Source organism: Embleya sp. NPDC020886, from assembly GCF_044333915.1.
Classification (GTDB): Bacteria; Actinomycetota; Actinomycetes; order Streptomycetales; family Streptomycetaceae; genus Embleya.
In genome coordinates this window covers 151,575-177,084 of the sequence record NZ_JBIRRX010000018.1, presented here as the reverse complement: position 1 = coordinate 177,084, position 25,510 = coordinate 151,575, and the positions used below count along the sequence as shown (strand labels likewise).

Here is a 25,510-nt window from a genome sequence, read left to right as displayed (position 1 = left end):
GGACCGCCGGCGCCGTCCCGACCTCACTCGTGGCTGTGGTCCCCCGACTGCGCCAGCGAGCGTTCCGCGCCCGCCTCCATCTCCTTGCGGGTCGCCTCGTCCACGACGCCCGAGCGGTCGAAGGCCACCAGGGCTCCGCGCCACAGCTCGGCCGCCTCGCGGTAGGCGAAGTGGATCTCCGCGTCGAGTGCGGCCAGCCGGGCGAAGTGCGTCGCCTTGGCCGCCGTCGCGCGCGAGGCCGAAGCCAGGTAGTGGTGCGCCAGGGCCGCGACGTCCCGGGGTCGGACGGCCTCGATCGCCTCGGCCGTGCGCGCGTGCATCCGGGCCCGGCGCAACTGGGACAGGTCCTCGTACAGGGTGTCCCGGACCAGCGCGTGGGTGAACCGCAGTTGGCCCGCGTCGGGTTCGACCAGCAGGCCGGTCAGCAGCGCCGACTCGACCGCGTCGAGCACGGTGTCCTCGTCCGTGCCGCTCTGCGCCAACAACACGTCGACATCGATGTCCCGGCCGAGTACGCACGCCTGCTTGAGCACCTCCTGGGCGGCCTTCGGCAGCCCCGCGACGTGCCGCCGAATCACGTCCCGCACCCCGACCGGGACCTCGGACACCGCCGCGTGCGCCCCCTCGGCCGCGAGCACCCGCGCCGTCTCCAGGACGTAGAACGGGTTGCCCGCCGTCCGGTCCACGATCGCCCGCACGGTGTCCGCGTCGATCGGCGCCGAGACCGCCCCGCGTACCAGGTCGGCGACCGCCTCCGGGGCCAGGCCGGTGAGTTCGATGCGTTCCGGACCGCACCGCGCCAACCGGGCCAGCGCGTCGGCGAGCAGGTCGCCGACCTCGTTGTGCCGGTAGGTGACCACGAGGAGCACCCGCCCGGCCGCGTCCCGGTCGGTGGCCAGGTGGCACAGCAGCGCCAACGTCTCCTCGTCCGCGCGGTGCACGTCGTCCAGCACCAGCAACCACGGCGTCTCCGCACCGGCCCGGGCCAGGTAGCCCACCACCGCCTGATGCAGCCGCAGCTTCGCCGCCGCCTGGTCGCCGACCGGGACGAACGAGTCGGCCAGCAGCGGGGCCAGCACCCGCGCGGTCTCCTCGTCCGGCGGGCTCACCGCCGCGAGCGTGCGCAACATCTGGGTCCACGGCCACCCGGCCGGCGCGCCACCGGACTCCGGGCAACGCCCCCAGGCCGCCCGCCAACCCTCGGCGGCCAACAACTCCCGCACGTGCTCGGTCAACGCGGTCTTGCCCTCGCCCGGATCGCCGCTGACCAACGCCACCGCGAGCCGTCCGTCGGCGCGCTTGGCCGCGGCCAGCAGCGTCGCGGTCTCCTCGGCCCGGCCGATCAACGTGGTCGTACGCGCCACGAACTCGCCTCCCGTCGCATCACCGGAAACGTGCTCGGGAACAGGCCCCGAAACAGGCCCGGAACCCTGTTCCAAGACAACCGTCGAGGAGCCCTGAACCGCCCCCGGCTCCTCCCGAACCACCGACCCGACCGCCGCCGCCCCCGCCACACTCGGCAAAGCCGTCGGCACGTCCAACTCCGCCGCGTGCGCCAGGATGTCCGCCTCCAGCCGCTGCAACCGCGCGCCGGGCTCGACCCCCAACTCCTCGCGCAGCGCGGTTCGTACCCGGCGCAACACGGCCAGCGCGTCTCCCTGCCGCGCGCATCGGTACATCGCCAACGCGAGCAACCGCCAACTCTCCTCGCGCAGCGGGTGCGCGGCCGCGTGCGCCTCCAGGCCCGGCACGATCCCGGACGCCTGCCCGATCGCCAGGCCCGCCTCGGCCCGGCGCTCGACCGCGACCAGGCGCAACTCCTCCAGCCGGGCCGCCTCCGGCCGAGCCCACGGTTCGTCGGCGAACTGCGCGTAGGCCGGCCCGCGCCACAGGTCCAGCGCCGCGGTCAACTCACGCAGCGCCTCCTCGGCGGCGCCGGCCGCCAACAGCCCGCCGGCCCGGTGTACCAGTGCCTCGAATCGCCACGCGTCGACCTCGTCCGTGCCGACCCGGAAGGCATAGCCCGGCGGCGCGGTCACCAGCACGGTCGAGGGTGTGCGCGGCGCCCGGTCGGGTTCGAGCGCGCGGCGCAGGTGCGACACGAAGGTCTGCACGGAGCCGAGCGCGCGATGCGGCGACTCACCGTGCCACAGGTCCTCGATCAGCCGGTCGACCGGTACGACGTGCCCCCGCGCCAGGACGAGCCGAGCGAGAACGGCCCGATGGCGCGGGCCGCGCAGGTCGGCCGGTCGGTCACCGTCCCACGCTTCGAGCGCTCCCAGTACACGAAACGTCAGCATGGATAAGAGACCTTACTGATGCGTCACGAGCGGCCGAGCGGCGGCCGGGGGCTGAAGTCGTCCGGCCGTTGTCCCACGTCGCGGTCAACGCCCACTCGACGCGCGATGAACGCCCTTGCCGTCCTCCTGCCGCCCACTCGCCATCCACCCGACACGACCGGCCCGGGACCGGGCGATCGACGACCGCCGGTCCCGGGACCCGGGTCGAGGCCCGAGCCTCGGGCCTCAACTCCCCCTCTGTGCGGGCGGGGTCGACGGCTGCCCGGTCTTCGGGTTCGCCTCCGAGGCGGGCGGGGCCGAGTTCGGCGGCACCGGCGCGGTGGTCGGGTTCACCGGCGGATTCGGCTTCGCCGAGACACCGGCCGAGGGAGCCGACGACGGGGCCTCCTGCGGCGGTTGCCCACCGGGCTGCGGCACCGTACCGGCCACCGGGTTCGCCGAGGACTGCCCGCCCGGTCGGACCGGGATCGCGATCGTGAAGGGTGCGGTGCCCTCCTCGACCCGGCAACCGGTCGCTCCCGATTCGAAGACCACCCGAGGCTGCGGGAACGGCAGGGTCTCCCGGTTGGGCACCGGGTTCCGTCCCTCGGCGTTGTGGCACCGATAGTTGTAGTCGTCGCCGGCGAGCCCGAGTTGCTTGCCGTTCTGGTCGAAGAGCAGGACGTCCTTGAGCGGACGCCCCTGTGCGTCGAAGGGATAGATGTTCTTCAGCTGTTGTCCGTCCAGGGTGCCCAACAGGACGCCGGGGTCCAGTGGGTGACCGTCCCCGGTCGAGCGGTATTCCGAGTACCGCGGGCTGGTGTCACCCACGTACTGGATCGAGTCGGTGCCCGGCGTCAGTTGTCCCGCGCCGAGGATGCCGACCGCGCCCCCGATCACGAGCGCGTTGACCGGCAGTGCCACCCACAACAGCCGACGATCGTGCGCCGCGCGCGGGCCCAACCACAACGACCCGGCCAGGGCCAGGACACCGGCGCAGACCGGCCACCACACGCCACCCGCCGCGACCCACGCGAGCGCCGCCACGATCAGCGCCCGGGCGACCCACCACGCGCTTTGCAGACCGATCAGAAAGCGCACCGGTTCCGCCCATCGGCCCGTGCGCAAGGACTCCCCGTAGGCCCCCAGGCGTTGGGTGATCGACAGCGCGGCGATCTCGGGCAGTCCCGGCCCGCGGCCGCGCATCCACAGTGCGTTCAGTGCCTCGACAGCCAGGCCCAGCAGACAGGGAAAGATCCACCACCGGCCCTGCGCGTCGTCCTGCGAACCGATCCCGAAGCCGGCCACGAGCGCCGAGCCGAGCACCACGAGCAGTCCCAGACACAGGAGTTCGACCTTGCCGAAGCGGGCCGGGCGCTTCGAACCGGGCGGCGTCAGCGGCGGATACCCGGCCGCCGCGCGGAGTTCGGCCGCGTACTCGTGCGGGGTGCCCAGCCGGGTGCGCAGCGACTCGGAGGTGACCAAACCGTCGAGTTCGGCGACCACCTCGCTCAGGTTCACCTCGACGTCGTCCAGGATCTCCTCCGCCTCGGCGGCCGGCAGGTCGGCCAGAATGCGGGCGACCTCGACGCGGTAGTCCTCCGCGACGGGGTGCAGTGCGGTGTCCTTCATCGGGTCTCCCCCACCAGTTCCGACATCGTCCGGGCGAACGAGTTCCACGTGTCGGTGGACTCCCGGAACCGCTCTCGGCCGGGCTCGTTCAAGGCGTAGTACTTACGGTTCGGGCCTTCGTCGCTGGCCACCACGTAGGACGTGAGGAGCCCGGCGTTGTACAGCCGCCGCAGCGTGCCGTAGACCGACGCGTCACCGACGTCGTCGAGGCCGGCCTTGCGCAACCTGCGCAGTACGTCGTAGCCGTAGCCGTCTTCTTCGCGCAGTACGGCGAGCACCGCGAGGTCCAGCACTCCCTTGAGCAACTGACTCGGATCCATGACCCCTCCAGCTCTTGTGCGTTGCACGGTACCACGCAATGCGTAGTAGTGGTCGAGGCAATCGCCCGGACCCGTTCGGCCGGCCGGCCGCACAGCAAATCGGGCTCCGGCGACGTTTGTTGGGTGTGGAGGCTTCCGGACAAGGGACGGGCAGAATGCGGTTCGAGGACTTCGCGGCGGCGCGACTGCCCGCCCTGCTGCGTTACGCGGTACTGCTGTGCGGCGATCGGGAACTGGCCCGCGACCTCGTGCAGGACGCGCTGACCAAGGCACTGGTGCGCTGGAAACGCATCTCCGCCCTGGACCGACCGGACGCGTACGTACGCACCATGGTCACCAACGAATTCCTGTCCCTGCGCCGACGCAAGGCGGTCCGCACCGTCGCGCTGACCCACGAGACGTCGGCCGGCCCCGATGCGCCGACCGTCCCCGACCACGCGCAACGCTTCGGCGTCGGCGAGGACCTGTGGCACCGCCTGGCCGAACTCCCGCGCCAACAGCGCGCCGTGCTGGTGCTCCGTTACTACGAGGACCTGGACGACGACGAGATCGCCGCCACCTTGAACTGCCGCCCCGGCACCGTACGCGGCTACGCCCCCCGAGCCCTGGCGACGCTGCGGCTGGAGCCGACCCGAACCCCGGCCCCGACCCACGGAGACACGACGTGACCGATCTCGAAGATCTCGCAGCCACCTTCACCGACCACGAACACCTCGCGCCGAGCGCCGACGGCCTGATCGAGGCGGCGCAGGCCGGAGCCCGTCGAATCCGCCGACGCCGGCGCACGGGCGTGGGCCTGGCCGCGGTGGCCGCGGTCGCCCTGGGGGCGCTGGTCCCCTGGACCCTGTCCGGATCCGATGGCGGCGACGCGACGAACCGGCCCGGCCCGACGGCGATGCCCCGGCCGCCGGCCGTCGACATCGACACCGTTCCGGGCGCCGGCTACCTCCGCATCGGGTCGGGCTTCGACGGTCCACGCGCCTACGCCGGCTTCCTGGGCGGGGGTCGATTCCCGAGCGGTCGGGTCACCGTGCAGTCGGCGACCACCCTGGACACCGCGCTGCTGCGGGCCGGCGAACCGATCACGATCCAGGGCCGACCCGCCTTCTACCTACCGGGGTTCGTCTTCGCGGACGACGCCTCCCAGGGCCAGGAGTCAGCGAACAGCGGTCCGCTGCAACCGGGTTCGGTTGTCCCGAGCACACCCGCGGCGTCGCACACCCGGGTCGCGGGTGCGGCGCCGAAGGCCCGCGACGTCACCGAACCGGTCATCGCGTGGGCCCACGACACCGACACCTGGGTGCTGGTCTTCGGGAGCACGGACCGTACCTCGCTGACCGACTTCGCCGAACGCATCCGAATCGCTCCGGGGCCGCGGACCCGCACCCCGTATCGGCTCGGCGCCCTGCCCGCCGGGTTCGTCCCGACGGCGGGCACGGGCACCCGGGAGTCCACCCTGGCCCTCGCCCCCGCGCCGGACCCGACCGCCGCGCGCCGGACGCCCTGGCAGCCGGGCGCCAACGCCAACCCCGGGACCTTGCAGATCCGGGTCGAATCACGCGGGCCCGACACCGGCCGACGCCCAACCCGCCCGGGGCCGGCGACCCTCGTTGCCGGCCACGACACCTGGTACCTCACCGAATCGAACGACAACACGCAGGTCCCCGCCGACGGCGCCGTGCTCCTCGCCGACATCGGGGCCTGCTCGTACACCCTGACCACGCGGGACCGGACCCTGATCCCCTACTCCGCCCTCACCCGCCTGATCGAGACCACCGAGTACCGCGACTGCGCCGACCCGAACACCTGGGTCGACCCGACGGGCTGATCACCAAGGTCACGCCGAAGACTGAACTCCCTTGCGGACAAGGGAGTTCAGCGAAATCCACCGACCGCGGCCGGCCCCGGATCCCGGTCGGCTTCAGCTCGCGCCCGCACCCACGTACGCGTGCAGCTCCGCCACATACCCGTCCCGCACGTCCTCCGGCAGCCACGAGATCGCGAACGCGTTGTACTCGAAGCGGGCCACCTCGGCGTGGGTCAGGTTCAGCGCAGCCTGGGTGCGCTCCAGGTTCTCCTGCACGTACGCGTCCATGTAGGCGGGGTCGTCCGAGTTGATGGTGACCAGGATGCCCTCGTCCAACATCCGCCGGATCTCCTGCTCCTTGATCCCGTCCACGACGAAGGAGTTCGACACCGGGCACACCGTCAGGCCGAGGCCGCGTTCCTTGATGGCCGCGACCAACTCGGGGTCCTCCAGCGCGTTCGAGCCGTGGTCGATGCGATCCACGCCGATGTCCTCGATCGCCTGGCGGATGTGCTCGACGCTGTTCTCCTGGTCGACGTCGCAGTGCATGGTCAGCCGGTATCCCTCGGCCCGGGCCCGGGCAAAGACCGCGGCGAACTTGGCCGGCGGGTTGCCGCGCTCGTCCGAGTCGAGCCCGATCCCCACGATCCACTCCCGGTACGCCAGCGACTGCACCAGCGTGGCCATCGCGTACTCGGCCTGGAAGTCGCGCAGGAAGCACATGATCAACTGGGCCCGGATGCCCAGTTCGCGCCGCGCGTCCCCGATCGCCCGGGTCAGCCCGCGCACGACCACGTCGAACGGCACGCCGCGGCCGGTGTGCGCCTGCGGGTCGAAGAACATCTCCACGTAGCGCACGTTCTGCGCCGCGGCCTTGCGCAGGTAGGCCATCGCCAGGTCGTAGAAGTCCGGCTCGTGCACGAGGACCCGCATGCCCTCGTAGTAGACGGTCAGGAACGAGGCGAGGCTGTCGAACCGATACGAGGCCCGCATCTCCTCGACCGAGGAGTACGGCAGCTCGATCCCGTTGCGCTCGGCCAGCGCGAACTTCAGCTCGGGCTCCAGCGTGCCCTCGATGTGCAGGTGCAGCTCGCACTTGGGCAGTCCGGCGATGAAGTCGCGCATCTCACGGGCGTCTTGCATGGGAGCAGTCCTTTGGGGTCGTAGTGGTGGTGCGCCGCCGAGCCAAGCACACCACCACCACTACGCGCGCATCACGCGGCCGGGGCGATCCGCACCATGCCGTTGATGATCCGGTCCATCGCGTCGCCGCCGCGCGGGTCGGTCAGGTTGGCCAGCATCTTGAGCACGAACTTCATCAACATCGGGTGCGGCAGGCCGTGCTTGGTGGCGAAGTTCATCACCCGCGGGTCGCCGATCAGCTTCACGAACATCCGACCCAGCGTGTAGTAGCCGCCGTAGGTCTGCTTGAGGATGCGCGGGTAGTCGTACAGCGCCCGCTCCCGGCCCTCGGGGGTGAGCCGGGCCACCGCCTGGGTGATCACCTGGGCGGCGATCTCACCGGACTCCATCGCGTAGGCGATGCCCTCGCCGTTGAACGGGTTGACCATCCCGCCCGCGTCACCGACCAGCAACAGGCCCTTGGTGTAGTGCGGTTGGCGGTTGAAGCCCATCGGGAGCGCGGCGCCCCGGATCGGGCCCTCCTGGTTCTCGTCGGTGTAGCCCCACTCCTCGGGCATGCCCGAGACCCAGCCCTTGAGCAGGTCGCGGTAGTCGATGTCCTTGAACGCGGACGAGGTGTTCAGCAACCCCAGACCCACGTTCGAGGTGCCGTCGCCCATGCCGAACACCCACCCGTAGCCGGGCAGCAGCTTCTCCTGGCCGTCCCGGCGGTCCCACAGCTCCAGCCACGACTCCAGGTAGTCGTCGTCGCTGCGCGGGGACTTGAAGTAGGTGCGCACCGCGACGCCCATCGGGCGGTCCTCGCGGCGGTGCAGTCCCATCGCGAGGGAGAGCCGGGTCGAGTTGCCGTCGGCGGCGACCACGATCGGCGCGCGGAAGACGGTCTCCTCCTTCGAGCCGTTCATCCGCACGTTGACGCCGACGATGCGGCCGGTGCGGTCGTCCAGGATCGGGCCGGTGACGTTGGCCCGCTCGTACAACTTGGCGCCGGCCGCGGACGCCTGGCGGGCCAGGATCTCGTCGAAGTCGGCGCGCTTGCGGACCAGGCCGTGCGCGGGGTAGCTGGCCAGGTCCGGCCAGTCCAGCTCCAGGCGCATGCCGCCGCCGAGGATCCGCAGACCCCGGTTCGGCAACCAGCCGGCCTCGACCGAGGTGTCCACGCCCATCGCGATCAGCTGCTTGGTGGCGCGCGGGGTGAGCCCGTCGCCGCAGACCTTCTCCCGGGGGAACGCGGTCTTCTCCAGCAGGATCACGCTGACCCCGGACTTGGCCAGGTGATACGCCGTGGTCGATCCGGCCGGACCGGCCCCGACCACGATGACGTCGGCCTCATGCGTCGAGTCGGCGCGCTTGGTGGTTGTGACGGGCGCTGCGTCGGTCACGGACGACTCCCCTGGAAGTCTCTGCGGCAGTGCCGAAACCGGGACGGTTTTGGCCGGACAAGTCTATGAGGCGTGGGCGCGAGGCCGGCCTGTGGCACTCGCCGAACGCGTGGCCGGCCTCGGGCTCACTCGGACGGTCGGAAGCCCCGGTGCAGTGCGACCACCCCGCCGGTGAGGTTGCGCCAGGCCGGATGCGCCCAGCCCGCCTTGCCGATCAGCGCCGCCAGACCGGGCTGGTCGGGCCAGGCCCGGATCGACTCGGCCAGGTAGACGTAGGCGTCCGGGTTGCTGCTGACCGCGGTGGCCACCGGCGGCAGCGCCCGCATCAGGTACTCCACGTACACGGTCTCGAACGGGCGCCAGGTGGGCCGGCTGAACTCGCAGACCACCAGTCGTCCGCCCGGCCGGGTCACCCGCAACATCTCGCGCAGCGCGCCCTCGGTGTCGCTGACGTTGCGCAGGCCGAACGAGATGGTCACCGCGTCGAAGGTGGCGTCCTTGAACGGCAGCCTGGTCGCGTCGCCCGCGGTGAACGGCAGCTCTGGGTGCTTGCGCTTGCCCTCGCGCAGCATGCCCACCGAGAAGTCGCACGGCACCACGTCCGCGCCCGCGTCCCGAAAGGGCAACGAGGAGGTGCCGGTGCCCGCCGCGAGGTCGAGCACCCGCTCTCCCGGGCGGGCGTCCACGGCGCGTGCGACGGCCTTGCGCCAGGACCGGTCCTGGCCCATGGAGAGCACGGTGTTGGTCAGGTCGTAGCGCGCCGCGACCGCGTCGAACATCGACGCGACTTCACGCGGTTGCTTGTCCAGGGAGGCTCGGGTCACCCGGCCATCATCTCGCGCCGGGCCGGGCGCGCGTGCCCGGGGCGGGCAACGCGGCGGGCGCGTCGGGTGGAATACCCGACCCGCCCGAAACCGTCGTGCCGTTCGTCGACGCCGCCGACGGCCGACGCGAACCGCCGACGCCGCCTCGGCCGCACCGCCCTGCCGCGACGATCGTGCGACCACCGCCGACCACCACGCCCGCTCGCCGTCGCCGGCCTCAGCGCCGATGCACGAGCCGCCCGCCGAGCACCGTGGCCACGCACGACCCCGTGCCGTGTGCGACCAACGCCGCGTACGGATCGCCCTCCGTCGGCACGTCGAACACCGCGAGATCGGCCGAACCGCCCGGGCGCAGCGTGCCCACGCCGTCCAGGCCGCCCAGCGCCGCCGCGCCGCCGACGGTGACCGCCTCGACCAGCCGCCGATCCAGATCGTCCCTGCGGTATCCCTGCCGGATCGCCAACTCCCGGACCGCCGCCGCCTCTTCCCACAGGTCGAGGGACGGCGAGGAGGCCAGCGAATCGGTGCCCAGCGCGATCGCCGCGCCCTCGGCGAGGTAGTCGGCGACCGGCGGCTCCCCCGCAGCCAGGATCGCGTTCGAACGCACGCACAACGCGACCGCCGTGCCGTGCTCGCGCAGCAGCGCACGATCCTCGGCGGCCAGATGCACCCCGTGCGCGACGTGCACGTCGGGGCCCAGCCCGTCGAATCCGGCCAGGTAGGCCGCCGGCCCGCCGCCGCTGCCGCCGTCGAGCAACTCCAGGGCCATGCCGATGGCCCGGTTCAACTCGGCGAACCGGCCGGTGCCGTGCCGGATGAACTCGGCCTCGTGCGCGGTCTCCGCCAGATGCGGGTGCAGCCGCAACCCACGCTCGCGCGCGATCGCCACACACTCCTCGAACACCGCCGTGCCGACCGTGAACGGGGTGTGCGGCGACACGCCCAGCGCGCGCCCACCGCTCGCCCCGTCCAGCGTGTCCAGGAACGCCGCGCGCCGCCCGCCCGCCCACATCGCGTCGTCCGCGATCACCTCGACGTAGCTGATCCCCCGCAATCCGGACCGGCCCACCGGCACGAGCACACACGGATCGGTGACCACATCCGCCGCCGCCGTCGTCCCGGACCGCAACATGTGATGCACCCCGCGCCGCGCGCTCTCCTGCCACATCACCTCGGAAAACTCGGCCCGCCGCGCGGTCAACACGCGAATCCACTCCGGAAAGGCCAGCCCGGACAACGCCAGATCCCCGAAGTCGGTGTACTGCAGGTGCGCGTGCGCGTTCACCAGCCCCGGCGTCAACACCCCACGCCACACCCGCTCCCGGGCCCCCGCCGTCGCCAACTCCCCTCGCGGACCCACCGCGACGATCCGCCCGTCCTCCACGAGCACGGCACCGTCACGAATCGGCTCCGCCCCGACCATCGACAGGACAACGGGCGCAACATGCAGGGTCGACGACATGCACCCATCATCCCAAGCCCCCCTTCGACGCACGGAACCGCCGTCGGGCCGGAGCCCGACGGCGGTTCGTGTCACGACGTGTCGCGGTTACGCCCGGCGCGTCCCGCGGCGCTTGCGGGCGAAGAGCACGCCACCGGCACCGACCACCACGAGCGCGGCGGCGGCCCCGCCGATCACCGTGATGTCGTTGTCGTCGTCCGCGCCGGTCTCGGCCAGTTCGGGGCGCTTGGTCGGCTTGCTCACCGCGGGCGCGGCCGTGGTGGGCGTGCCCGTCGGCTTCACCTCGGTGGGCTTGGTACTCGGCCCGGTCGGGTCGACCCGGTTCGAGTACACCGTGCGGTCGACGTTGTCCGCCGGGTCACTGTCCGGCAGCGGGCCGGTGATCCGGCTTTCCAGGATCTGCTCGTTGCCGGAGATGCTGCCCTCGAAGCCGGTCAGCCGGCTCGGCATACCGCCCTTCACGCCGGTCCTGGTGCAGGTGACCACCAACCCCGCCGCGTCCAGCCGACAGCCCTCGGGCGCCGCGGCGAACTTGAATCCCTTGACCGCGGTCACGGTGATCGTGGCATCGGCCTTCTTGTTGTGCTTGTCCCAGTATTCGACGGCGAAATCCTTGCCGAGTTCGCCACCCGGGTTCAGATACGTGAACGATGCGGGGTTTTCGATGTGCAGGTCGGCCTCGTCGACCGGTTTTCCGTACGTCAATTCGGCGGTGGCCTTGGCCTCACCCTTGACGGCCTTGGCGAAGAAAGTTACCTTTTCGCCTTCTTTCCCGTCCTCGGTGCCCACCGGGAAGACGACCTTTCCGTCGGCACCCGGAGTACAGGTGAGCCGGGAGGGCGTGACGTCGTCCCATTTGCAGTCGCTCGGCACCGTCCAACCGAAGGACCCCTGGCCGGTTCCGCTGAACCCGACATCGAACGGCTCGGTCGCCGTGATGGTGAGCTTGACGTTCGCGCCGCCCGGCACGATCGTCGCGGTGGACGGCGTGATCGAGATTCCGCCCGCCGCGACGGCCGTCCCGGTCAGACCTGCCGAACCGGCCAGAATGGCGCCGCCGGCAATGCCGAATACAACGGCCTTTTTCACGTGGATACGTGACATGCAGTGATTCCCCACCCCTGCGGAAAACGGAAAACCCGCCCATTCGAAGGACCGGCGGGTCGTCCAATGGCAGAAGAAGGTCTACACAGACCCAACCGCCCCGTCAACCCCCTGTCAGCGGGCGTCGACGACCTTCAATTCGGTGCGGCCGGTGGGGCCGTCGAGGGCGGTCGAGGAGAGGTGCGAGACCACCTTGTCGTCGACCGGGTCGTTCGCCGGGTCGTCGTGCACGATCAGGTGGTTGTAGGTGGTGTCGCGCTGGGCCGGGATGCGGCCGGCGGCGCGGATCAGGTGCAGCAGCTCCATCCGGTTGGAGCGGTGCCGGGCACCGGCCGAGGAGACCACGTTCTCCTCCAGCATGACCGAGCCCAGGTCGTCCGCACCGTAGTGCAGGGTGAGCTGGCCGGCCTCCTTGCCCGTGGTCAGCCACGAGCCCTGGATGTGCGCGACGTTGTGCAGGAACAGTCGGGCGACCGCGATCAGGCGCAGGTATTCGAGCAGGGTGGCCTGCGTCTGCCCCTTCAGGTGGTTGTTCTCCGGCTGGTAGGTGTACGGGATGAAGGCCCGGAAGCCGCCCGTGCGGTCCTGCACGTCGCGGATCATCCGCAGGTGCTCGATGCGCTCGGCGTTGGTCTCGCCGGTGCCCATCAGCATCGTCGAGGTGGACTCCACGCCCAGCCCGTGCGCGGTCTCCATGATCTCCAGCCAGCGCTCGCCGGACTCCTTGAGCGGCGCGATCGCCTTGCGCGGGCGCTCCGGGAGCAACTCCGCGCCGGCGCCCGCGAACGAGTCCAGGCCGGCCGCGTGGATCCGGGTGATGGCCTCCTCGATCCCCACCCCGGAGACCTTGGCCATGTGCGCGACCTCGGAGGCACCGAGCGAGTGGATGACCAGTTGCGGGAACTCGGCCTTGATCGCGGCGAACGAGCGCTCGTAGTACTCGACGCCGAAGTCGGGGTGGTGCCCGCCCTGGAACATGATCTGCGTGCCGCCGAGTTCGACCGTCTCCGCGCACCGGCGCAGAATGTCGTCGATCTCCCGGACCCAGCCCTTCTCGCTCTTGGGCGGGGCGTAGAACGCACAGAACTTGCACGCGGTGACGCACACGTTCGTGTAGTTGATGTTGCGCTCGATGATGTACGTCGCGATGTCGACGGTGTCCGCGTAGCGCGCACGTCGCGCGGCGTCGGCGGCCCGGCCGAGCGCGTGCAGCGGTGCGTGCACGTACAGGGCGAGCGCCTCGTCGGGCGTGATCCGCCCACCGCCGGCGGCCCGGTCCAGGACCGGCTGGAGATCGCTGATCACGGGGAAGCCTCCGCATGGAACGAATACGAGTGGAACGATCGCGCGTACGACGAGTGCGCATCGAGCGGACGAGCGCCGAGCCGGTGGGCACGGCAGGAATGCTCGGGAACGAGCCTATCCGGCGCGCTCACGAAAGCTGCGGGGCGTCGAGCAGCCGCACCCGCACATCGGCCGCGTATCCGGTGTCGTGCGCGGTCCGCCGGGCGAACTCGGCCATCCCCCGCAGGTGTCGCTCCCCGAGCGAGTAGTCCAGCGCCTCGGTGTAGTAGCGCTCCAGCGTGGCCGCGTCGAACGCCTCCCACCGGGCCACGTGCTCGCAGACCTTGTCCACCTCCTGCATGCACAGGTCGCGCGACTCCAGGAAGGCTTGATGCACCGCGTGCACCTCGTCCGGATACGCCTCCAGGAAGTCCCGGCGCGCGGCCCACACGGCGAACACGAACGGCAGCCCGGTCCACTGCTTCCACTCGTACGCGAGGTCGTAGACCAGCAGCCCCAGCCGCGGCGCGTCGTACAACGTCGCGCGCAGTGCGACGTCGCCGATCACCACCGCCGCCTCCGCCTCCTGCATCATCAGGCCCAGGTCGGGCGCCGAGGTGAAGAACTCGGGCCGCACCCCGTACTTCTCCTCCAGCAACAGCCGGGCCAGCCGAACCCCCGTACGACTTTGCGACCCCAGCGCGACCCGGGCGCCGTCGAGCCGGTCGATCGGCACCTGGCTGACCAACATCACCGACATCACCGGTCCGTCGGCGGCCACCGCGATGTCCGGGAGCACCACCAGGTCGTCCGCGTGGCGCAGGTACTCGACCACGCTGATCGGCGCGATGTCGAGGTCGCCGCGCACGAGGGCGTCGTTGAGGTTGTCCGGAGTGTCCTTGGTCAGGTCCAGATCCACCAACGAGCCCGTGCGGGCCAGGCCCCAGTAGATGGGCAGGCAGTTGAGGTACTGGATATGGCCTACCCGGGGTCGCCGGCGGCCGGCTTGCGGCGCGTTGTCCACAGTGTCCATCCCCGCAGGCTATGCCCGGGTGCGCGGATCGCCGGTACCGACCCGGGTGTCACCGAACAGGCACAACACCGCGCGCACGGCGGTGGCAGCGGCGTGCGAGTGAGACTCTCGGATGCCGGGCCGATTCCACGGCGGTCCGACTACAACGACGGAGGAAGCGCGATGCACTCGTCCCCGGGCTCGTATCCGGGCCAGGGTGGCGGCTACCCGCCCCCGCCCCCGCCCTACGCGTCCACGCCCGCCCCGCCACCGCCCGCGTACGACCCGGGCGGCCCGTACCAACCGGGCGGCCCGGGCGGCGCCGGCTCCTACGGTCCGCCGCCGCGGCAGCCCGCGCGACCCGCGTACGGCGCGTTGCGCGGCACCGTCGCCGGGATCAGCCTGGTGCTCGCGGTGCTGCTGAGCATCCCGGCGTTGTCCGCGCTGTGGTTGCGCTGGGAGGTGGTCTCCGAGCAGGGGTTCACCGACAACGCGGTCGCGCTGATCGACGAGTCGGCGATCCGCACCGAGGTCGCCCGGCTGATGACCGAAGAGGTGATCCGGCAACTCCCGCCGACCGTACGCGGCCAGGTGCCGCGTGACGTGGTGCAGAGCGCGGTGCTGGAGGAGATCGGCAAGCCCTCGTTCAAGGCGATCTGGAAGGACGGCATCTCCACCGCGCACGACGTGGTGATGTCCTCCATCCTCGGCCGGGACAGCAAGAACGTCACGACCGACGGCGACAAGGTGGTGGTCAACCTCAAGAGCCCGCTGGACGCGGTGGTGCCCCGGCTGAACAAGGCCGGGATCCCGGTGTCCAAGGCGAGCCTGCCCACCAGCATCCCGATCGACCTGGCCCAACTGCCGCACGCCTCCGAGGCCAAGCAGGGCCGGGACGCCTTCCAGGCCGTCGACGACGCGGGCAAGTGGCTGCCGATCCTGACCCTGGTGTTGTTGCTGGTCGGCCTCGCCGTCGCGGTGAACCGCTTCCGCGCGCTGATCATGACCGGGGTCGGTCTGTTGGTCACCAGCGGCCTGTTGCTGCTCCTGAGCTCCGCCGCGAGGGGACCGATCGCGGACGAGCTGGAAACCAGGAACACCCTGAACCGGGCCGGCATCGAGGCGATCTACGACGTGTTCACCGATTCGTTGACCACGATGGCCTGGTCGGTGTTGGCGGCCTCGATCGTCGCGATCGTGCTGGGCGCGGTCGGCCTGGGCCTGCGTGGTCGCCGGCGCTGACGAAACACCGACGTTCGAGCGGCACACAGGGCGGGCCCGGGGCGATCCCGGTCCCGCCCTGTGCACGCGGCGCGGCTCGGCTCGGAGCCGCCGCGCCCGGACTCACGCCAGGTTGCGCGAGGACGTGTCGTCGTCATCCTGCTCGATGTGGATGTCGTCCACGGAGATGTCCACCTCGACCACTTCCAGGCCGGTCATCCGCTCGATCGACTCGATCACGTGGTCGCGCACCGCGGCGGCGACCTCGGCGATCGGCGCGCCGTACTCCACCACCAGGCTCAGATCGACCGCGCACTGCTTCTCGCCGACTTCGACGCCGACGCCACGCGCGACGTCCGGACGCCCGCCCGGCACCGCCTTGCGCATCGCGGCGAAGGCCCGGGAGACGCCGCTGCCGAGCGCGTACACGCCCGGGATCTCGCGCGCCGCCAGCCCGGCGACCTTGGCCACCACCCCGTCTGCGATCGAAGTCCGCCCTCGGTCCGTGGCCAGCGCGGCCACCTCGGTGAGATGGCCGGAGCCGCTCGTGGATCGTTCGGTCCGTTCCGAGTGGGCGACGGTGCTCTTGTCGGGCGTGTGGGCGGGTGAGTCTGCCATGGCTGGAACCTCGTCTTTCGCCGCTTCGTGAGAGGTGGGGGCTCCTCTTCACATGAGGTGTGACCCCTTCCCGATCGATTCGTCACGCAATCCGGGCGAATTAATCCGATCGGCCGCGAAAGTGCACTGGAGCATGTTTCATTTCACTCCCGGCCAACCGTTCAGGAGGCTTGCTCCTGCGTGTCGGAACCACTTGTGATGGGACCCGTACACCCCGTTCAAGGAGGAAACACTGTGGAGCGGTTCCAGGATCGGCGCATCATCGTCACCGGTGGCGGCTCGGGCATCGGCCAGGCCACGGTGCTGCGGCTGCTGAGCGAGGCGGGCACGGTACACGCGGCGGACGTCAACGCCGAAGGGTTGGAGAAGACCCGCGCGATGGCGGCGGAGAAGGGCGTGGACGCCCGACTGAGCACGGGCGTGCTGGACGTCTCGAACGAGGACGCGGTGGGCACCGGCGTGGCCGAGGTGGTCGAGCGCCTGGGCGGCCTGGACGTGCTGGTGAACGCGGCGGGGATCCTGCGGGCCGGCCACACCCACACGTTCCCGCTGGAGAAGTGGAACCAGATCATCACCGTCAACCTGACGGGCACGTTCCTGATGACCCGCGCCGCGTTGCCGCCGCTCCTGGAGACCGGCAACGGCGTGATCATCAACTTCAGTTCGACCTCGGCGAGCTTCGCCCACCCGTACATGGCGGCCTACGCGGCGAGCAAGGGCGCGATCGACGCTTTCACCCACGCGATCGCCCTGGAGTACAGCCGCCAGGGCCTGCGCGCGGTCAACGTCGCCCCCGGCAGCATCTCCAGCGGCATCGTCGACGACACCCCCAACCAGGTGCCGGACGACGCCGACTGGGAACTCTTCGGCAAGCTCATGCCCATCATCGGCGAAGGCATGGCCCACCCGGACGTCATCGCCGGCATGATCGCCGCCCTGGCCTCCGACGACGGCAAGTTCGTCACCGGCACGTCCCTCCGCATAGACGGCGGCACCCACGCCTGACCCCCTCACCGCCGGCCAGGCCCACCCGGCCCGGCCGGCGCCCGAGGCGAACCCACCCGGCCCGGCACACGAGGCCCCCCTCAGCCCGGCCGGCGCATGAGGCCACCCAGCCCCGCCGGCGTTTGAGGCGAACCCCGGCCCGCCCGACACATGAGGCCACCCAGCCCCTTCAGCCCGGCCGGCGCTTGAGGCCACCCAGCCCCGCCGGCGCTTGAGGCGAATCAGCCTCGCCAGCGTTTGAGGCGAATCAGCCTCGCCGGCGCTTGAGGCGAACCCAGCCCGGCCGGCGCATGAGGCCACCCAGCCCCGCCGGCGTTTGAGGCGAAACAGCCCGGCCGGCGCTTGAGGCCACTCAGCCCCGCCGGCGTTTGAGGCGAACCCAGCCCGGCCGGCGCATGAGGCCCGAATACACAACCCGAGAACGCCAAAGGGCGCCGCACCGGCCACCCGGCACAGCGCCCCACACGTGCAACCTCAGCCTTGGTTGAGGCAAACGTTCCCGAACGCCGGGTTCACCAGGCCAACGATGTTGACGCTGTTGCCACACAGGTTCAGCGGGACGTGCACCGGCACCTGGATGTTGTTCCCGGAGACGACACCCGGCGACCCGACGGCCGCACCGTCCGCGTCGGAGCTCGCGTTGGCAGCACCCATGCCCGCGGCGAGGATGCCACCGGCTGCGGCGGTGATGAAGGCCGCCTTCTTGACCGTGTTCATTCTTCCTCCATGTCACAGTGCCGCACGAACGGATGCGGCACGTGGGACAACGAAGCCCCCGCCACCGAGCAACGCCCGACCGCCCGGTTGGCCCATGGTTCACCCCTGCGGGGACAGGCGCCTGCGCCGTACGCCGGCGCCGGGCGCCCGCGCACTCCCCGAGCGCACCCCCACCGCCAACGATCGACGCCCCGCAAAGCCGAGGCTTCGCGGGGCGTGCGGAACGAAAATGCGTACGGGTCTGCACAGGTCGGGGCCGCGCCCGGTCCTCACCCCGGACACGAACCGTCGGGACGTCAGGCGTCCTCGGCGTCCTCGTCGTCGTCCTCGGGCAGGTACTCGGCCCCCTCGGACTGCCAGCCGGCCTCGCTCAGCTCGGTGCCGGCGATGTCCTCGACGAGGCTGAACGGGTCGATCAGGTACGAGACCGACTCGGCCAGGTCGCTCTCGATCGCGGCGGTCGCGTCGGCCCGGTCGCCCGGTGACAGCTCCTCGTCCGCCTTGACGCTGTCCAGCGCAGCGGCCCGCAGCGCGTCGGCGTCGGTGACCTCCAGCACGATTTCGAGGTTGAGCCGGATGTAGCGGGTCGTGGAGTCGGTGGAAGTCGCGTTTTCCATGAGCGCGAGCCTACGGGCCCGCGCCCGGCCGCCGGCGCGCTGACGCGCCGCGCGCTCAGCGGTGGCCGTAGGTCACCGCAGTGAACATCAGCGCCCCGAACACGACCGAGAATCCGAGGATGTAGATCGCGATCCGGATCCACATCCCGGTCGCCCGGCTCTTCTCGCTCTCCATCACGACGACTCCTCTTCAGACATGCGTAGGGAGGCACGGCGAGAACGCGACCAACGCGGGCGCCGCGTGCACCATCAGAAACTCGACCGGCAGGTACGCGTCGGCGGATTCCATCCGATGCGCCAGGCCCGAGTCGAAGTGCGCCACGTCGCCGGGCGCGAGCAGATGCGTGGCCCCGTCCAGGGTCAACCGGAGCTGACCGGTCAGCACGTACAGCCATTCCTCGCCCGGATGCACCCGCCCCGGCCCGTCCGCCCGGCCCGCCGGCACCCGCACCCGCAGCGCCTGCATGCCGCGGCGCGGACTGCCCACGCGCCAGTAGGTCCAGCCGTGCGCCTCGACCGGCTCGGCAGCACGCGCCCGGACCACCGGCTCGGCCGAGGCACTGTCCTCGCCGAGCAGTTCGGAGACGGTGGTGTTGTAGGCCCGGGCCAGGGTCAACAGCGCGGGCAACGACGGCTGCCGGCGCTCGTGTTCGAGCCGGGAGAGATAGGCGACGGAGAGCTTGGTCAGTCGCGCGGCCTCGTCGAGCTTGAACCCGTTGGCTCGACGAGCCGCGCGCAATCGATCGCCGAGTCCGGTCGGTACCGTCTCGGCGGATGTCGATTCCGGCTCGTCGGTGTCGTAGCTTGGTGAAGCGACCATGCTTCGAGGTTAGGCAGGCGTTGACCAGAGAGGCAATTAACTTGCCTCTGAGGCAAACTCCACCCTTGTAGCCGCGCCCACCCGCAGATCAGGCGCAGCGCCCCGGCGTGAGCACCCCCGCCGGCACCTCGGCCCGCACCAGCACCACGCCGTCCTCGTACCCGCGCCGACTGACCAGCCCGGCCCGGTCGAACAGGGCGAGCATCCGCCGGTTCCACGGCAACACGTGCGCCCGCAGGTCGCTCACCCCGCGCACGGCCGCGTGCTCGACCAGCGAGCGCAGCAGCGTGGTCCCGAGCCCGTGCCGCTGCCATCCGTCCTCGACCAACAGCGCCACCTCGGCGACCGGCTCGGCCGCCGGGTGGAAGAGGGTGGCCAGCGCCCCGATCGCGCCGTCGGGCGCGACCGCCACCAGGCTCACCCCGTGTTCGGGCACCAGCAACCGGTTCAGCGCGCTTTCCGGCAGCCGCGGCGCCGAGGTGAAGTAGCGCAATCGGCGGGTCTCCGGCGAGCACCGCTCGTGCATCGCGCGCACCCGCGCGGCGTCTTGGGCGCGGGCGACCCGTACCCGTACGTGCGACGGCCACTCGCCCGCGCCGGTCGCGTTCACCACGGTGAGCCGGGCCCGGCCCCGCATCGCAATCGCCGTCATGTCCCTACCGCCTCTCGCCACCGGAGCGGTCCCCTCGCGGTCCGTCCCCGCCGAACCCCCACGGTGTCGAGGCGGTGTTACGCATCGACTACGTGGGCGTGTCCGGAACGAACCGATCCGGTGACGTCGCCGCCCCGGTGGCGAAACACGCCCGACTCAGCCCGCCAGGTGACCCAGCAGGTCCTGCCGGGTGACCACACCCTGCGGCTTGCCGTGCACCAGGACCAACGCCGCGTCGGCCTGCTCCAGCACCCGCGCGAGCCGGGCGATCGGCTCGCCCGAGCCGACCACCGGCAGCGGCGCGGACATGAACTTCTCCAACGGGTCGCCCGCCGACGCCTGGCCGGACACCAGCGCGTCCAGCAGGTCGCGCTCGGCGATCGAGCCGACCACCTCGGCGGCCATCACGTCCGGGTGCCCCGCGCCGGGCTTGACCACCGGCATCTGGCTGACCCCGAACTCGCGCAGGATCGCGATCGAGTCGCCGACGCTCTCCTCCGGGTGCACGTGCACCAGCGCGGGCAGGTCGCCCTGCTTGCGGGCCAGGATGTCGGCCACGGTGGCCACGTTCGGGTCCGCGTCCAGGAAGCCGTAGTCGGCCATCCACTCGTCGTTGAAGATCTTGCTGAGGTAGCCCCGGCCGGAGTCCGGCAGCAGCACCACGACCACGTCGTCCGGCCCGAGCCGCTCGGCCGCACGCAGCGCCGCGACCACCGCCATCCCGCACGAGCCGCCGACCAACAGGCCCTCCTCGCGGGCGAGTCGGCGCGTCATCAGGAACGAGTCGCGGTCGGACACCGCGATGATCTCGTCCGGCACGGCGCTGTCGTACGCGGTCGGCCAGAAGTCCTCGCCGACCCCCTCGACCAGGTACGGCCGGCCGCTGCCGCCGGAGTACACCGAGCCCTCCGGGTCGGCGCCGACCACGCGCACGCCGCCGTTCGAGACCTCCTTGAGGAAACGCCCGGTCCCGGAGATGGTGCCGCCGGTGCCGACGCCGGCCACGAAGCAGGTGATCCGACCGTCGGTCTGCTCCCACAACTCGGGCCCCGTGGAGAGGTAGTGCGACTGCGGGTTCTCCGGGTTGGAGTACTGGTCGGGCTTCCACGCGCCGGGCGTCTCGCGCACCAGTCGGTCCGAGACGTTGTAGTAGGAGTCGGGGTGCTCGGGGTCCACCGCGGTCGGGCAGACCACCACCTCGGCGCCGTAGGCCCGCATGACGTTGATCTTGTCCATGCTGACCTTGTCCGGGCAGACGAACACACACTTGTAGCCGCGACGCTGCGCCACCATCGCCAGCCCGACTCCGGTGTTGCCGGAGGTGGGCTCGACGATCGTGCCGCCCGGACGCAACGCGCCCGACTGTTCCGCCGCGTCGATCATCCGCACGGCGATCCGGTCCTTGACCGAGCCGCCCGGGTTGAAGTACTCGACCTTCGCCAGCACCGTCGCCGACAACCCCGAGGTGACGGAGTTGAGCTTGACGAGGGGGGTGTCCCCGATCAGGTCGAGCATGGATTCGTGGTACCGCACGGAACCTCCGCCATGAGTGCGCATCAGCCGGGGCCGGATGGCCCAAAATCCTCACATTGCGCTTGTCCCAGCCTAGTCGGCGCTTTCGCGCCGGACCGGGCATCACGGCCGGGAGCCGCACCCTCGCCGCACGCCGCACCGCGCCTCGCCGGCCGCCGACGAACCTGACGGTCGGTTAGGGTCGGCGTGGAGTTCGCGACGGGGAGGAGCCCGAGGTCTTGTACACGACGGCCGGCCGCGGTACCCGGCGATGATGCGCACTCGGATGGCCCGTCGGGTGGCGGCCGCCGCGGCCTTCGGTGGCGGTGGCGTGGGAGTGCTGACCGGGGCGATGTTCGCGGTGTTGTACACCGAGGCGAGGATGGCCCGCCGCACGGTGGGCGAGCCCGACGGCGAACCGCCGACCGCCGACGGCATGTACGGCGACCTGCCGGGCGAGCCGATCACGTTCGCGGTGATCGGCGACTCCACCGCCGCCGGCCTCGGTGTCGAGGACCCGATGCAGACCCCCGGCGCGTTGCTCGCCTCCGGCCTGGCCGCCGTCGCCGAGGTGCCGGTACGACTGGTCAACGTCGCGCTCTCCGGCGCCCAGTCCTCGGACCTGGAACGTCAGGTCACCCTCGCGCTGCGGCACGAACTCGACGTGGTCATGATCATGATCGGCGCGAACGACGTCACCCACCGGATGCGCCCGGCCGAGTCGGTGCGCCACCTCGAACAGGCCACCCGCCGGCTGATCGCCTCCGGCGTCGAGGTGGTCGTGGCCACGTGCCCCGACCTGGGCACGATCGAGCCGATCGCCCAACCGCTGCGCTACCTGGCCCGGCAGTGGAGCCGCAACCTGGCCGCCGCTCAGACCATCGCCGTGGTCGAGGCGGGCGGTCGTACCGTCTCGCTCGGCTCGTTGCTGGGGCCCGAGTTCCTGGCCCGGCCCAAGGCGATGTTCGGCCCGGATCGTTTCCATCCCTCGATCGAGGGATACGCGACCGCCGCGATGGCCTCGTTGCCGTCCGTGTGCGCCGCGTTGGACCTGTGGCCGCTGGACGAGGTGAGCCCGGACAGCTTCCGCGGCGAGGGCGTGCTGCCGATCGCCCAGGCCGCGATCGAGGCCGCGGCCGAGGGCGGCACCGAGGTGACCGGCACCGACGTCGGCGGCCGCGAGCGCGGCCCGCGCGGGCGGTGGGCACTGCTGCGCCACCGCCGCCGGCAGCAGATCCCCACCCCCGCGACGGTGGATCCGGACGCCGACCCGGATGCCGCCGACGAGGGTGATTCGAAGATCGAGCGGACTGCGCCAACCCCGGTCGAGGGCACCCGGGGTAATGTGGCCGAAGAAATCTGACTGGGCGTCAGTTACGGCGTGGGGCAGGTCGCATGATCAACCCCTCCCACTTTCGACTACCAGGCAGTAACTTCAGCGTCAGTTGCGCTTCCGCACCGACGAGAGTCCCTGCGGGGTCCTCGTACCGACGGCCGCAAAGACCAACAAGGAGTCCCGATGCCCGAAGCAGTCATCGTCGCCACCGCCCGCTCCCCGATCGGTCGCGCCTTCAAGGGTTCCCTGAAGGACCTGCGGTCGGACGACCTGACCGCGCTCATGGTCCGCGCCGCCCTGGACAAGGTCCCGGCGCTGGACCCCAAGGACATCGACGACCTGATGCTGGGCTGCGGCCTGCCCGGTGGTGAGCAGGGCTTCAACATGGGCCGCAACGTCGCGGTCATGCTCGGCTACGACCACCTGCCCGGAACCACCATCACCCGCTACTGTTCGTCGTCGCTGCAGACCACCCGCATGGCGATGCACGCGATCCGCGCGGGCGAGGGCGACGCCTACATCTCGGCCGGCGTCGAAATGGTCACCAGCACCCGGGGCAAGGGCAGCAGCGACTCGCTCCCGGACACCAAGAACCCGCTCTTCGCCGACGCCGCGGCCCGCACCGTCGAGACCGTCGAGAAGGGTTCGACCTGGTCCGACCCGCGCGAGCAGGGCGTGCTCCCGGACGTCTACATCGGGATGGGCTTCACCGCCGAGAACCTGGCCCAGCACAAGGGCATCTCCCGGACCGAGCAGGACGAGTTCGCGGTCCGCTCGCAGAACCGCACCGAGCAGGCGATCGCGGACGGCTTCTGGGCGAAGGACATCACCCCGGTCACGCTCCCCGACGGCACCGTGGTGAGCAAGGACGACGGCCCGCGCGCGGGCACCACGCTGGAGGGCATCTCCGGCCTCAAGCCGGTCTTCCGCCCGGACGGCACGGTCACCGCGGGCAACGCCTGCCCGCTCAACGACGGCGCCGCCGCGGTGATCGTGATGTCCGACACCAAGGCGCGCGAACTGGGCCTGACCCCGCTCGCCCGGATCGTCTCCACCGCCGTGTCCGGCCTGTCGCCGGAGATCATGGGCTACGGCCCGGTCGAGGCGTCCCGGATCGCGATGGCCCGAGCCGGCCTGACCTCGGCCGACATCGACCTGGTCGAGATCAACGAGGCGTTCGCGGCACAGGTCATCCCCTCCTACCGCGACCTGGGCTTCGACCTGGACAAGGTCAACGTCAACGGCGGCGCGATCGCGATCGGCCACCCGTTCGGCATGACCGGCGCGCGGATCACCAGCACCCTGATCAACTCGCTGCAGTGGCACGACAAGCAGTGGGGCCTGGAGACCATGTGCGTCGGCGGCGGCATGGGCATGGCCATGGTGCTCGAACGCCTCAGCTAGGCCCTGTCCGGCGGCACCGCCGGTACCACCGGCAAGACGAGACAAGCCACGCGAAGCCCGTCCGGACATCCCCGGGCGGGCTTCGCCGCACTTCACTCGAACGGGTCGGCCCAAGGTCCCGCCCGGTCGGGACGTCACGCTCTGGCGGCCGGCCGCCGACGGCGCGACCCTGGATGGAGGAAGCTGTTCCTCGGGTTGGCCAAGGGTTGCGGATCACGTCATGCCGAACGCTTACATCGTCCCCGTCCTGCTCACCGCCGCGTGCGCCGTCGCGGTGACCACCGTCGTGCGCCGACTGTCCCGGCGACGCCGTGCCGGTGCGACCGCGGAGATCTGGGACCAGGCGTTCGTCGATCATCTCTTCCGCAGCCGAGACGCCGAACGACCACCGCTGACCGTTCCCGGGCTCGGACGCAACGACTTGCCGGACCCGGGCGACTCGGGCGACCACGACGGCGGCCGACGTCCACACCCGTCGGAGAACCTGACCCCGCTGCTGCCCACCCACCTCACCGGCGGCTACCTGACCGGCCTGGTCGCGGGCGGCACCCCGATCACGCGTGTGCGCACCGGCTCACCCGGCGGCGGCGGGCTGGACGTGCTCGACTTCGCCGACGGCAGCTCGCTGGTGGTGATGCCGGGCGACCCGGAGGCCGCGTCGCTGATCGACGTCGCGTTGTCCCTGGGCCGGCCGGTGCGCCTGCTCGGCACCTCCGAGGTCGGCGGCGGCTGGACACTGACCTTCGGCCTGGACGAGGACACCACGTACGCGCTGGCCGATCGCCTGTACGTGCGCCCGCCGGCATAGGGCGGGTCGGCAATCCCCCGCCGAGCGGCACGACTCCCGGCACCGCGTGTCGCTCAGATCGCCGACGACAACTCGCGCACCATCTCCCGCGCCCGACGCACCACGTCACCGGCCGTCGTCGGCTCGCCGTCCTGCAGGATCAGCGCGTGTTCCTCGACCAACGGCGCCAGCGCCGACGCGAGATCGCCGGAGGTCACCGCGACCTGATCGCCCACCACGAACACGCCCAGGTCCGGTACCTCGCGCAGCGGCTCGCCCTCGACCGCGGCCGCCAGGTCGGCCAGACACTGGGCCAACGCGAGGGCCGCACCGGCCCGGCTCGGCGCCGTCTCCTGACGAGCCGTCAGCGGCGCCTTCAACCGGGCCTCGGACAGGTGCCGAAGCCGATCGGCGACCGCGCCGGACTCCTTCACGAAGGGGCCCACGTCAACCGTGAGGGAAGCGGACGGTTTCCCGACCGGGGGGATGGGGATGCGGGACGACATAACCGGAGCGTACCCATTGCGCACACCGCGTGCGGGTCGGCTTCGACCGCTTGCCAACCGTTCGCC

The 25,510-nt window shown here is 71.2% G+C and carries 25 protein-coding genes; 7 read left to right on the top strand and 18 right to left on the bottom strand.

Going from position 1 to position 25,510, the window contains the following annotated elements; translation table 11 throughout:
* Positions 1–23: 23 nt before the first annotated feature.
* From ACH4U8_RS39895 to ACH4U8_RS39885, 3 genes are all read right to left on the bottom strand, one after another.
* A complete protein-coding gene (locus ACH4U8_RS39895) occupies positions 24–2,300 on the bottom strand; it encodes a BTAD domain-containing putative transcriptional regulator (RefSeq protein ID WP_379991298.1) in 2,277 nt (758 codons plus the stop codon).
* Between the two features lie 225 nt (positions 2,301–2,525).
* Entirely contained in the window at positions 2,526–3,911 is a 1,386-nt protein-coding gene (locus ACH4U8_RS39890) for a hypothetical protein (RefSeq protein ID WP_395783014.1), read from the bottom strand.
* Entirely contained in the window at positions 3,908–4,231 is a 324-nt protein-coding gene (locus tag ACH4U8_RS39885) for a PadR family transcriptional regulator (protein ID WP_020549346.1), read from the bottom strand. Before ACH4U8_RS39885 ends, ACH4U8_RS39890 begins: the two co-directional genes overlap by 4 nt.
* A 155-nt stretch (positions 4,232–4,386) precedes the next feature.
* On the opposite strand from ACH4U8_RS39885, the gene ACH4U8_RS39880 reads away from it, so the two are divergent.
* Both ACH4U8_RS39880 and ACH4U8_RS39875 read left to right on the top strand, forming a co-directional pair.
* Positions 4,387–4,899 (top strand): SigE family RNA polymerase sigma factor, encoded by a 513-nt coding sequence (locus ACH4U8_RS39880; RefSeq protein WP_395783012.1) that lies wholly within the window; start codon positions 4,387–4,389, stop codon positions 4,897–4,899.
* Positions 4,896–6,059 (top strand): hypothetical protein, encoded by a 1,164-nt coding sequence (locus ACH4U8_RS39875; protein ID WP_395783010.1) that lies wholly within the window; start codon positions 4,896–4,898, stop codon positions 6,057–6,059. Before ACH4U8_RS39880 ends, ACH4U8_RS39875 begins: the two co-directional genes overlap by 4 nt.
* A gap of 93 nt (positions 6,060–6,152) precedes the next feature.
* Here the strand turns inward: ACH4U8_RS39875 and add are convergent, their stop codons facing one another.
* The 7 genes from add to ACH4U8_RS39840 all read right to left on the bottom strand — a co-directional run bounded on the left by add (position 6,153) and on the right by ACH4U8_RS39840 (position 14,270).
* Positions 6,153–7,181 (bottom strand): adenosine deaminase, encoded by a 1,029-nt coding sequence (gene add, locus ACH4U8_RS39870; RefSeq protein ID WP_360308527.1) that lies wholly within the window; start codon positions 7,179–7,181, stop codon positions 6,153–6,155.
* A gap of 71 nt (positions 7,182–7,252) precedes the next feature.
* A complete protein-coding gene (locus ACH4U8_RS39865) occupies positions 7,253–8,563 on the bottom strand; it encodes a geranylgeranyl reductase family protein (RefSeq protein ID WP_360308524.1) in 1,311 nt (436 codons plus the stop codon).
* A gap of 125 nt (positions 8,564–8,688) precedes the next feature.
* Positions 8,689–9,387, bottom strand: a complete 699-nt coding sequence (locus tag ACH4U8_RS39860) for a demethylmenaquinone methyltransferase (RefSeq protein WP_360308521.1) — start codon at positions 9,385–9,387, stop codon at positions 8,689–8,691.
* A gap of 217 nt (positions 9,388–9,604) precedes the next feature.
* A complete protein-coding gene (locus ACH4U8_RS39855; protein ID WP_395783008.1) occupies positions 9,605–10,849 on the bottom strand; it encodes an amidohydrolase family protein in 1,245 nt (414 codons plus the stop codon).
* Positions 10,850–10,936: 87 nt separating this feature from the next.
* On the bottom strand, positions 10,937–11,938 hold the full coding sequence (locus ACH4U8_RS39850) for an LPXTG cell wall anchor domain-containing protein (protein WP_395783006.1): 1,002 nt from the start codon (positions 11,936–11,938) through the stop codon (positions 10,937–10,939).
* Between the two features lie 129 nt (positions 11,939–12,067).
* A complete protein-coding gene (mqnC, locus tag ACH4U8_RS39845) occupies positions 12,068–13,258 on the bottom strand; it encodes a cyclic dehypoxanthinyl futalosine synthase (protein ID WP_360308512.1) in 1,191 nt (396 codons plus the stop codon).
* A gap of 127 nt (positions 13,259–13,385) precedes the next feature.
* On the bottom strand, positions 13,386–14,270 hold the full coding sequence (locus ACH4U8_RS39840; RefSeq protein WP_360308509.1) for a menaquinone biosynthesis protein: 885 nt from the start codon (positions 14,268–14,270) through the stop codon (positions 13,386–13,388).
* A gap of 162 nt (positions 14,271–14,432) precedes the next feature.
* Here ACH4U8_RS39840 and ACH4U8_RS39835 point away from each other — a divergent pair, with 162 nt between their 5' ends.
* Positions 14,433–15,491: a hypothetical protein gene (locus tag ACH4U8_RS39835; protein ID WP_395783004.1), complete on the top strand. Its 1,059-nt coding sequence runs from the start codon at positions 14,433–14,435 to the stop codon at positions 15,489–15,491.
* A 102-nt stretch (positions 15,492–15,593) separates the two neighbouring features.
* Here the strand turns inward: ACH4U8_RS39835 and ACH4U8_RS39830 are convergent, their stop codons facing one another.
* A complete protein-coding gene (locus ACH4U8_RS39830; RefSeq protein WP_360308503.1) occupies positions 15,594–16,088 on the bottom strand; it encodes an Asp23/Gls24 family envelope stress response protein in 495 nt (164 codons plus the stop codon).
* Between the two features lie 234 nt (positions 16,089–16,322).
* On the opposite strand from ACH4U8_RS39830, the gene ACH4U8_RS39825 reads away from it, so the two are divergent.
* Positions 16,323–17,093 carry an SDR family oxidoreductase gene (locus ACH4U8_RS39825; protein WP_360308500.1) on the top strand — a complete coding sequence of 257 codons (771 nt, stop codon included), beginning with the start codon at positions 16,323–16,325 and terminating at the stop codon, positions 17,091–17,093.
* 474 nt (positions 17,094–17,567) lie between these two features.
* Here the strand turns inward: ACH4U8_RS39825 and ACH4U8_RS39820 are convergent, their stop codons facing one another.
* From ACH4U8_RS39820 to ACH4U8_RS39795, 6 genes are all read right to left on the bottom strand, one after another.
* A complete protein-coding gene (locus ACH4U8_RS39820) occupies positions 17,568–17,810 on the bottom strand; it encodes a chaplin (protein ID WP_360308497.1) in 243 nt (80 codons plus the stop codon).
* Between the two features lie 296 nt (positions 17,811–18,106).
* A complete protein-coding gene (locus tag ACH4U8_RS39815) occupies positions 18,107–18,427 on the bottom strand; it encodes a hypothetical protein (RefSeq protein ID WP_360308494.1) in 321 nt (106 codons plus the stop codon).
* Between the two features lie 55 nt (positions 18,428–18,482).
* Positions 18,483–18,605, bottom strand: a complete 123-nt coding sequence (locus ACH4U8_RS39810) for a hypothetical protein (RefSeq protein ID WP_268812492.1) — start codon at positions 18,603–18,605, stop codon at positions 18,483–18,485.
* 12 nt (positions 18,606–18,617) lie between these two features.
* The gene (locus tag ACH4U8_RS39805; RefSeq protein WP_360308491.1) at positions 18,618–19,247 is read right to left on the bottom strand and encodes an XRE family transcriptional regulator; all 630 of its coding nucleotides are present in this window, start codon (positions 19,245–19,247) and stop codon (positions 18,618–18,620) included.
* Positions 19,248–19,335: 88 nt separating this feature from the next.
* Positions 19,336–19,899, bottom strand: a complete 564-nt coding sequence (locus ACH4U8_RS39800) for a GNAT family N-acetyltransferase (RefSeq protein ID WP_360308488.1) — start codon at positions 19,897–19,899, stop codon at positions 19,336–19,338.
* 156 nt (positions 19,900–20,055) lie between these two features.
* Positions 20,056–21,432: a cystathionine beta-synthase gene (locus ACH4U8_RS39795; RefSeq protein WP_360308485.1), complete on the bottom strand. Its 1,377-nt coding sequence runs from the start codon at positions 21,430–21,432 to the stop codon at positions 20,056–20,058.
* A gap of 250 nt (positions 21,433–21,682) precedes the next feature.
* Between ACH4U8_RS39795 and ACH4U8_RS39790 the strand changes: the two genes are divergently transcribed.
* From ACH4U8_RS39790 to ACH4U8_RS39780, 3 genes are all read left to right on the top strand, one after another.
* Positions 21,683–22,774, top strand: coding sequence for an SGNH/GDSL hydrolase family protein (locus ACH4U8_RS39790; protein ID WP_379989246.1), 1,092 nt, complete (start codon positions 21,683–21,685; stop codon positions 22,772–22,774).
* Between the two features lie 156 nt (positions 22,775–22,930).
* Positions 22,931–24,151, top strand: a complete 1,221-nt coding sequence (locus tag ACH4U8_RS39785) for an acetyl-CoA C-acetyltransferase (protein ID WP_360308479.1) — start codon at positions 22,931–22,933, stop codon at positions 24,149–24,151.
* Between the two features lie 220 nt (positions 24,152–24,371).
* Positions 24,372–24,959, top strand: coding sequence for a hypothetical protein (locus ACH4U8_RS39780; RefSeq protein ID WP_395783002.1), 588 nt, complete (start codon positions 24,372–24,374; stop codon positions 24,957–24,959).
* Positions 24,960–25,012: 53 nt separating this feature from the next.
* Here ACH4U8_RS39780 and ACH4U8_RS39775 read toward each other — a convergent pair whose 3' ends face one another.
* Complete coding sequence (locus tag ACH4U8_RS39775; RefSeq protein WP_360308473.1) at positions 25,013–25,384, bottom strand: hypothetical protein; 372 nt, start codon at positions 25,382–25,384, stop codon at positions 25,013–25,015.
* Positions 25,385–25,510: the final 126 nt, after the last annotated feature.

Coding starts and splice junctions, on each gene's coding strand:
- ACH4U8_RS39840 (WP_360308509.1), bottom strand. CDS start 14,270: ATGGACACTGTGGACAACGCGCCGCAAGCCGGCCGCCGGCGACCCCGG.
- ACH4U8_RS39890 (WP_395783014.1), bottom strand. CDS start 3,911: ATGAAGGACACCGCACTGCACCCCGTCGCGGAGGACTACCGCGTCGAG.
- ACH4U8_RS39835 (WP_395783004.1), top strand. CDS start 14,433: ATGCACTCGTCCCCGGGCTCGTATCCGGGCCAGGGTGGCGGCTACCCG.
- ACH4U8_RS39855 (WP_395783008.1), bottom strand. CDS start 10,849: ATGTCGTCGACCCTGCATGTTGCGCCCGTTGTCCTGTCGATGGTCGGG.
- ACH4U8_RS39895 (WP_379991298.1), bottom strand. CDS start 2,300: ATGCTGACGTTTCGTGTACTGGGAGCGCTCGAAGCGTGGGACGGTGAC.
- ACH4U8_RS39885 (WP_020549346.1), bottom strand. CDS start 4,231: ATGGATCCGAGTCAGTTGCTCAAGGGAGTGCTGGACCTCGCGGTGCTC.
- ACH4U8_RS39780 (WP_395783002.1), top strand. CDS start 24,372: ATGCCGAACGCTTACATCGTCCCCGTCCTGCTCACCGCCGCGTGCGCC.
- ACH4U8_RS39785 (WP_360308479.1), top strand. CDS start 22,931: ATGCCCGAAGCAGTCATCGTCGCCACCGCCCGCTCCCCGATCGGTCGC.
- ACH4U8_RS39830 (WP_360308503.1), bottom strand. CDS start 16,088: ATGGCAGACTCACCCGCCCACACGCCCGACAAGAGCACCGTCGCCCAC.
- ACH4U8_RS39790 (WP_379989246.1), top strand. CDS start 21,683: ATGATGCGCACTCGGATGGCCCGTCGGGTGGCGGCCGCCGCGGCCTTC.
- ACH4U8_RS39815 (WP_360308494.1), bottom strand. CDS start 18,427: ATGGAAAACGCGACTTCCACCGACTCCACGACCCGCTACATCCGGCTC.
- add (WP_360308527.1), bottom strand. CDS start 7,181: ATGCAAGACGCCCGTGAGATGCGCGACTTCATCGCCGGACTGCCCAAG.
- ACH4U8_RS39880 (WP_395783012.1), top strand. CDS start 4,387: ATGCGGTTCGAGGACTTCGCGGCGGCGCGACTGCCCGCCCTGCTGCGT.
- ACH4U8_RS39820 (WP_360308497.1), bottom strand. CDS start 17,810: ATGAACACGGTCAAGAAGGCGGCCTTCATCACCGCCGCAGCCGGTGGC.
- ACH4U8_RS39800 (WP_360308488.1), bottom strand. CDS start 19,899: ATGACGGCGATTGCGATGCGGGGCCGGGCCCGGCTCACCGTGGTGAAC.
- ACH4U8_RS39805 (WP_360308491.1), bottom strand. CDS start 19,247: ATGGTCGCTTCACCAAGCTACGACACCGACGAGCCGGAATCGACATCC.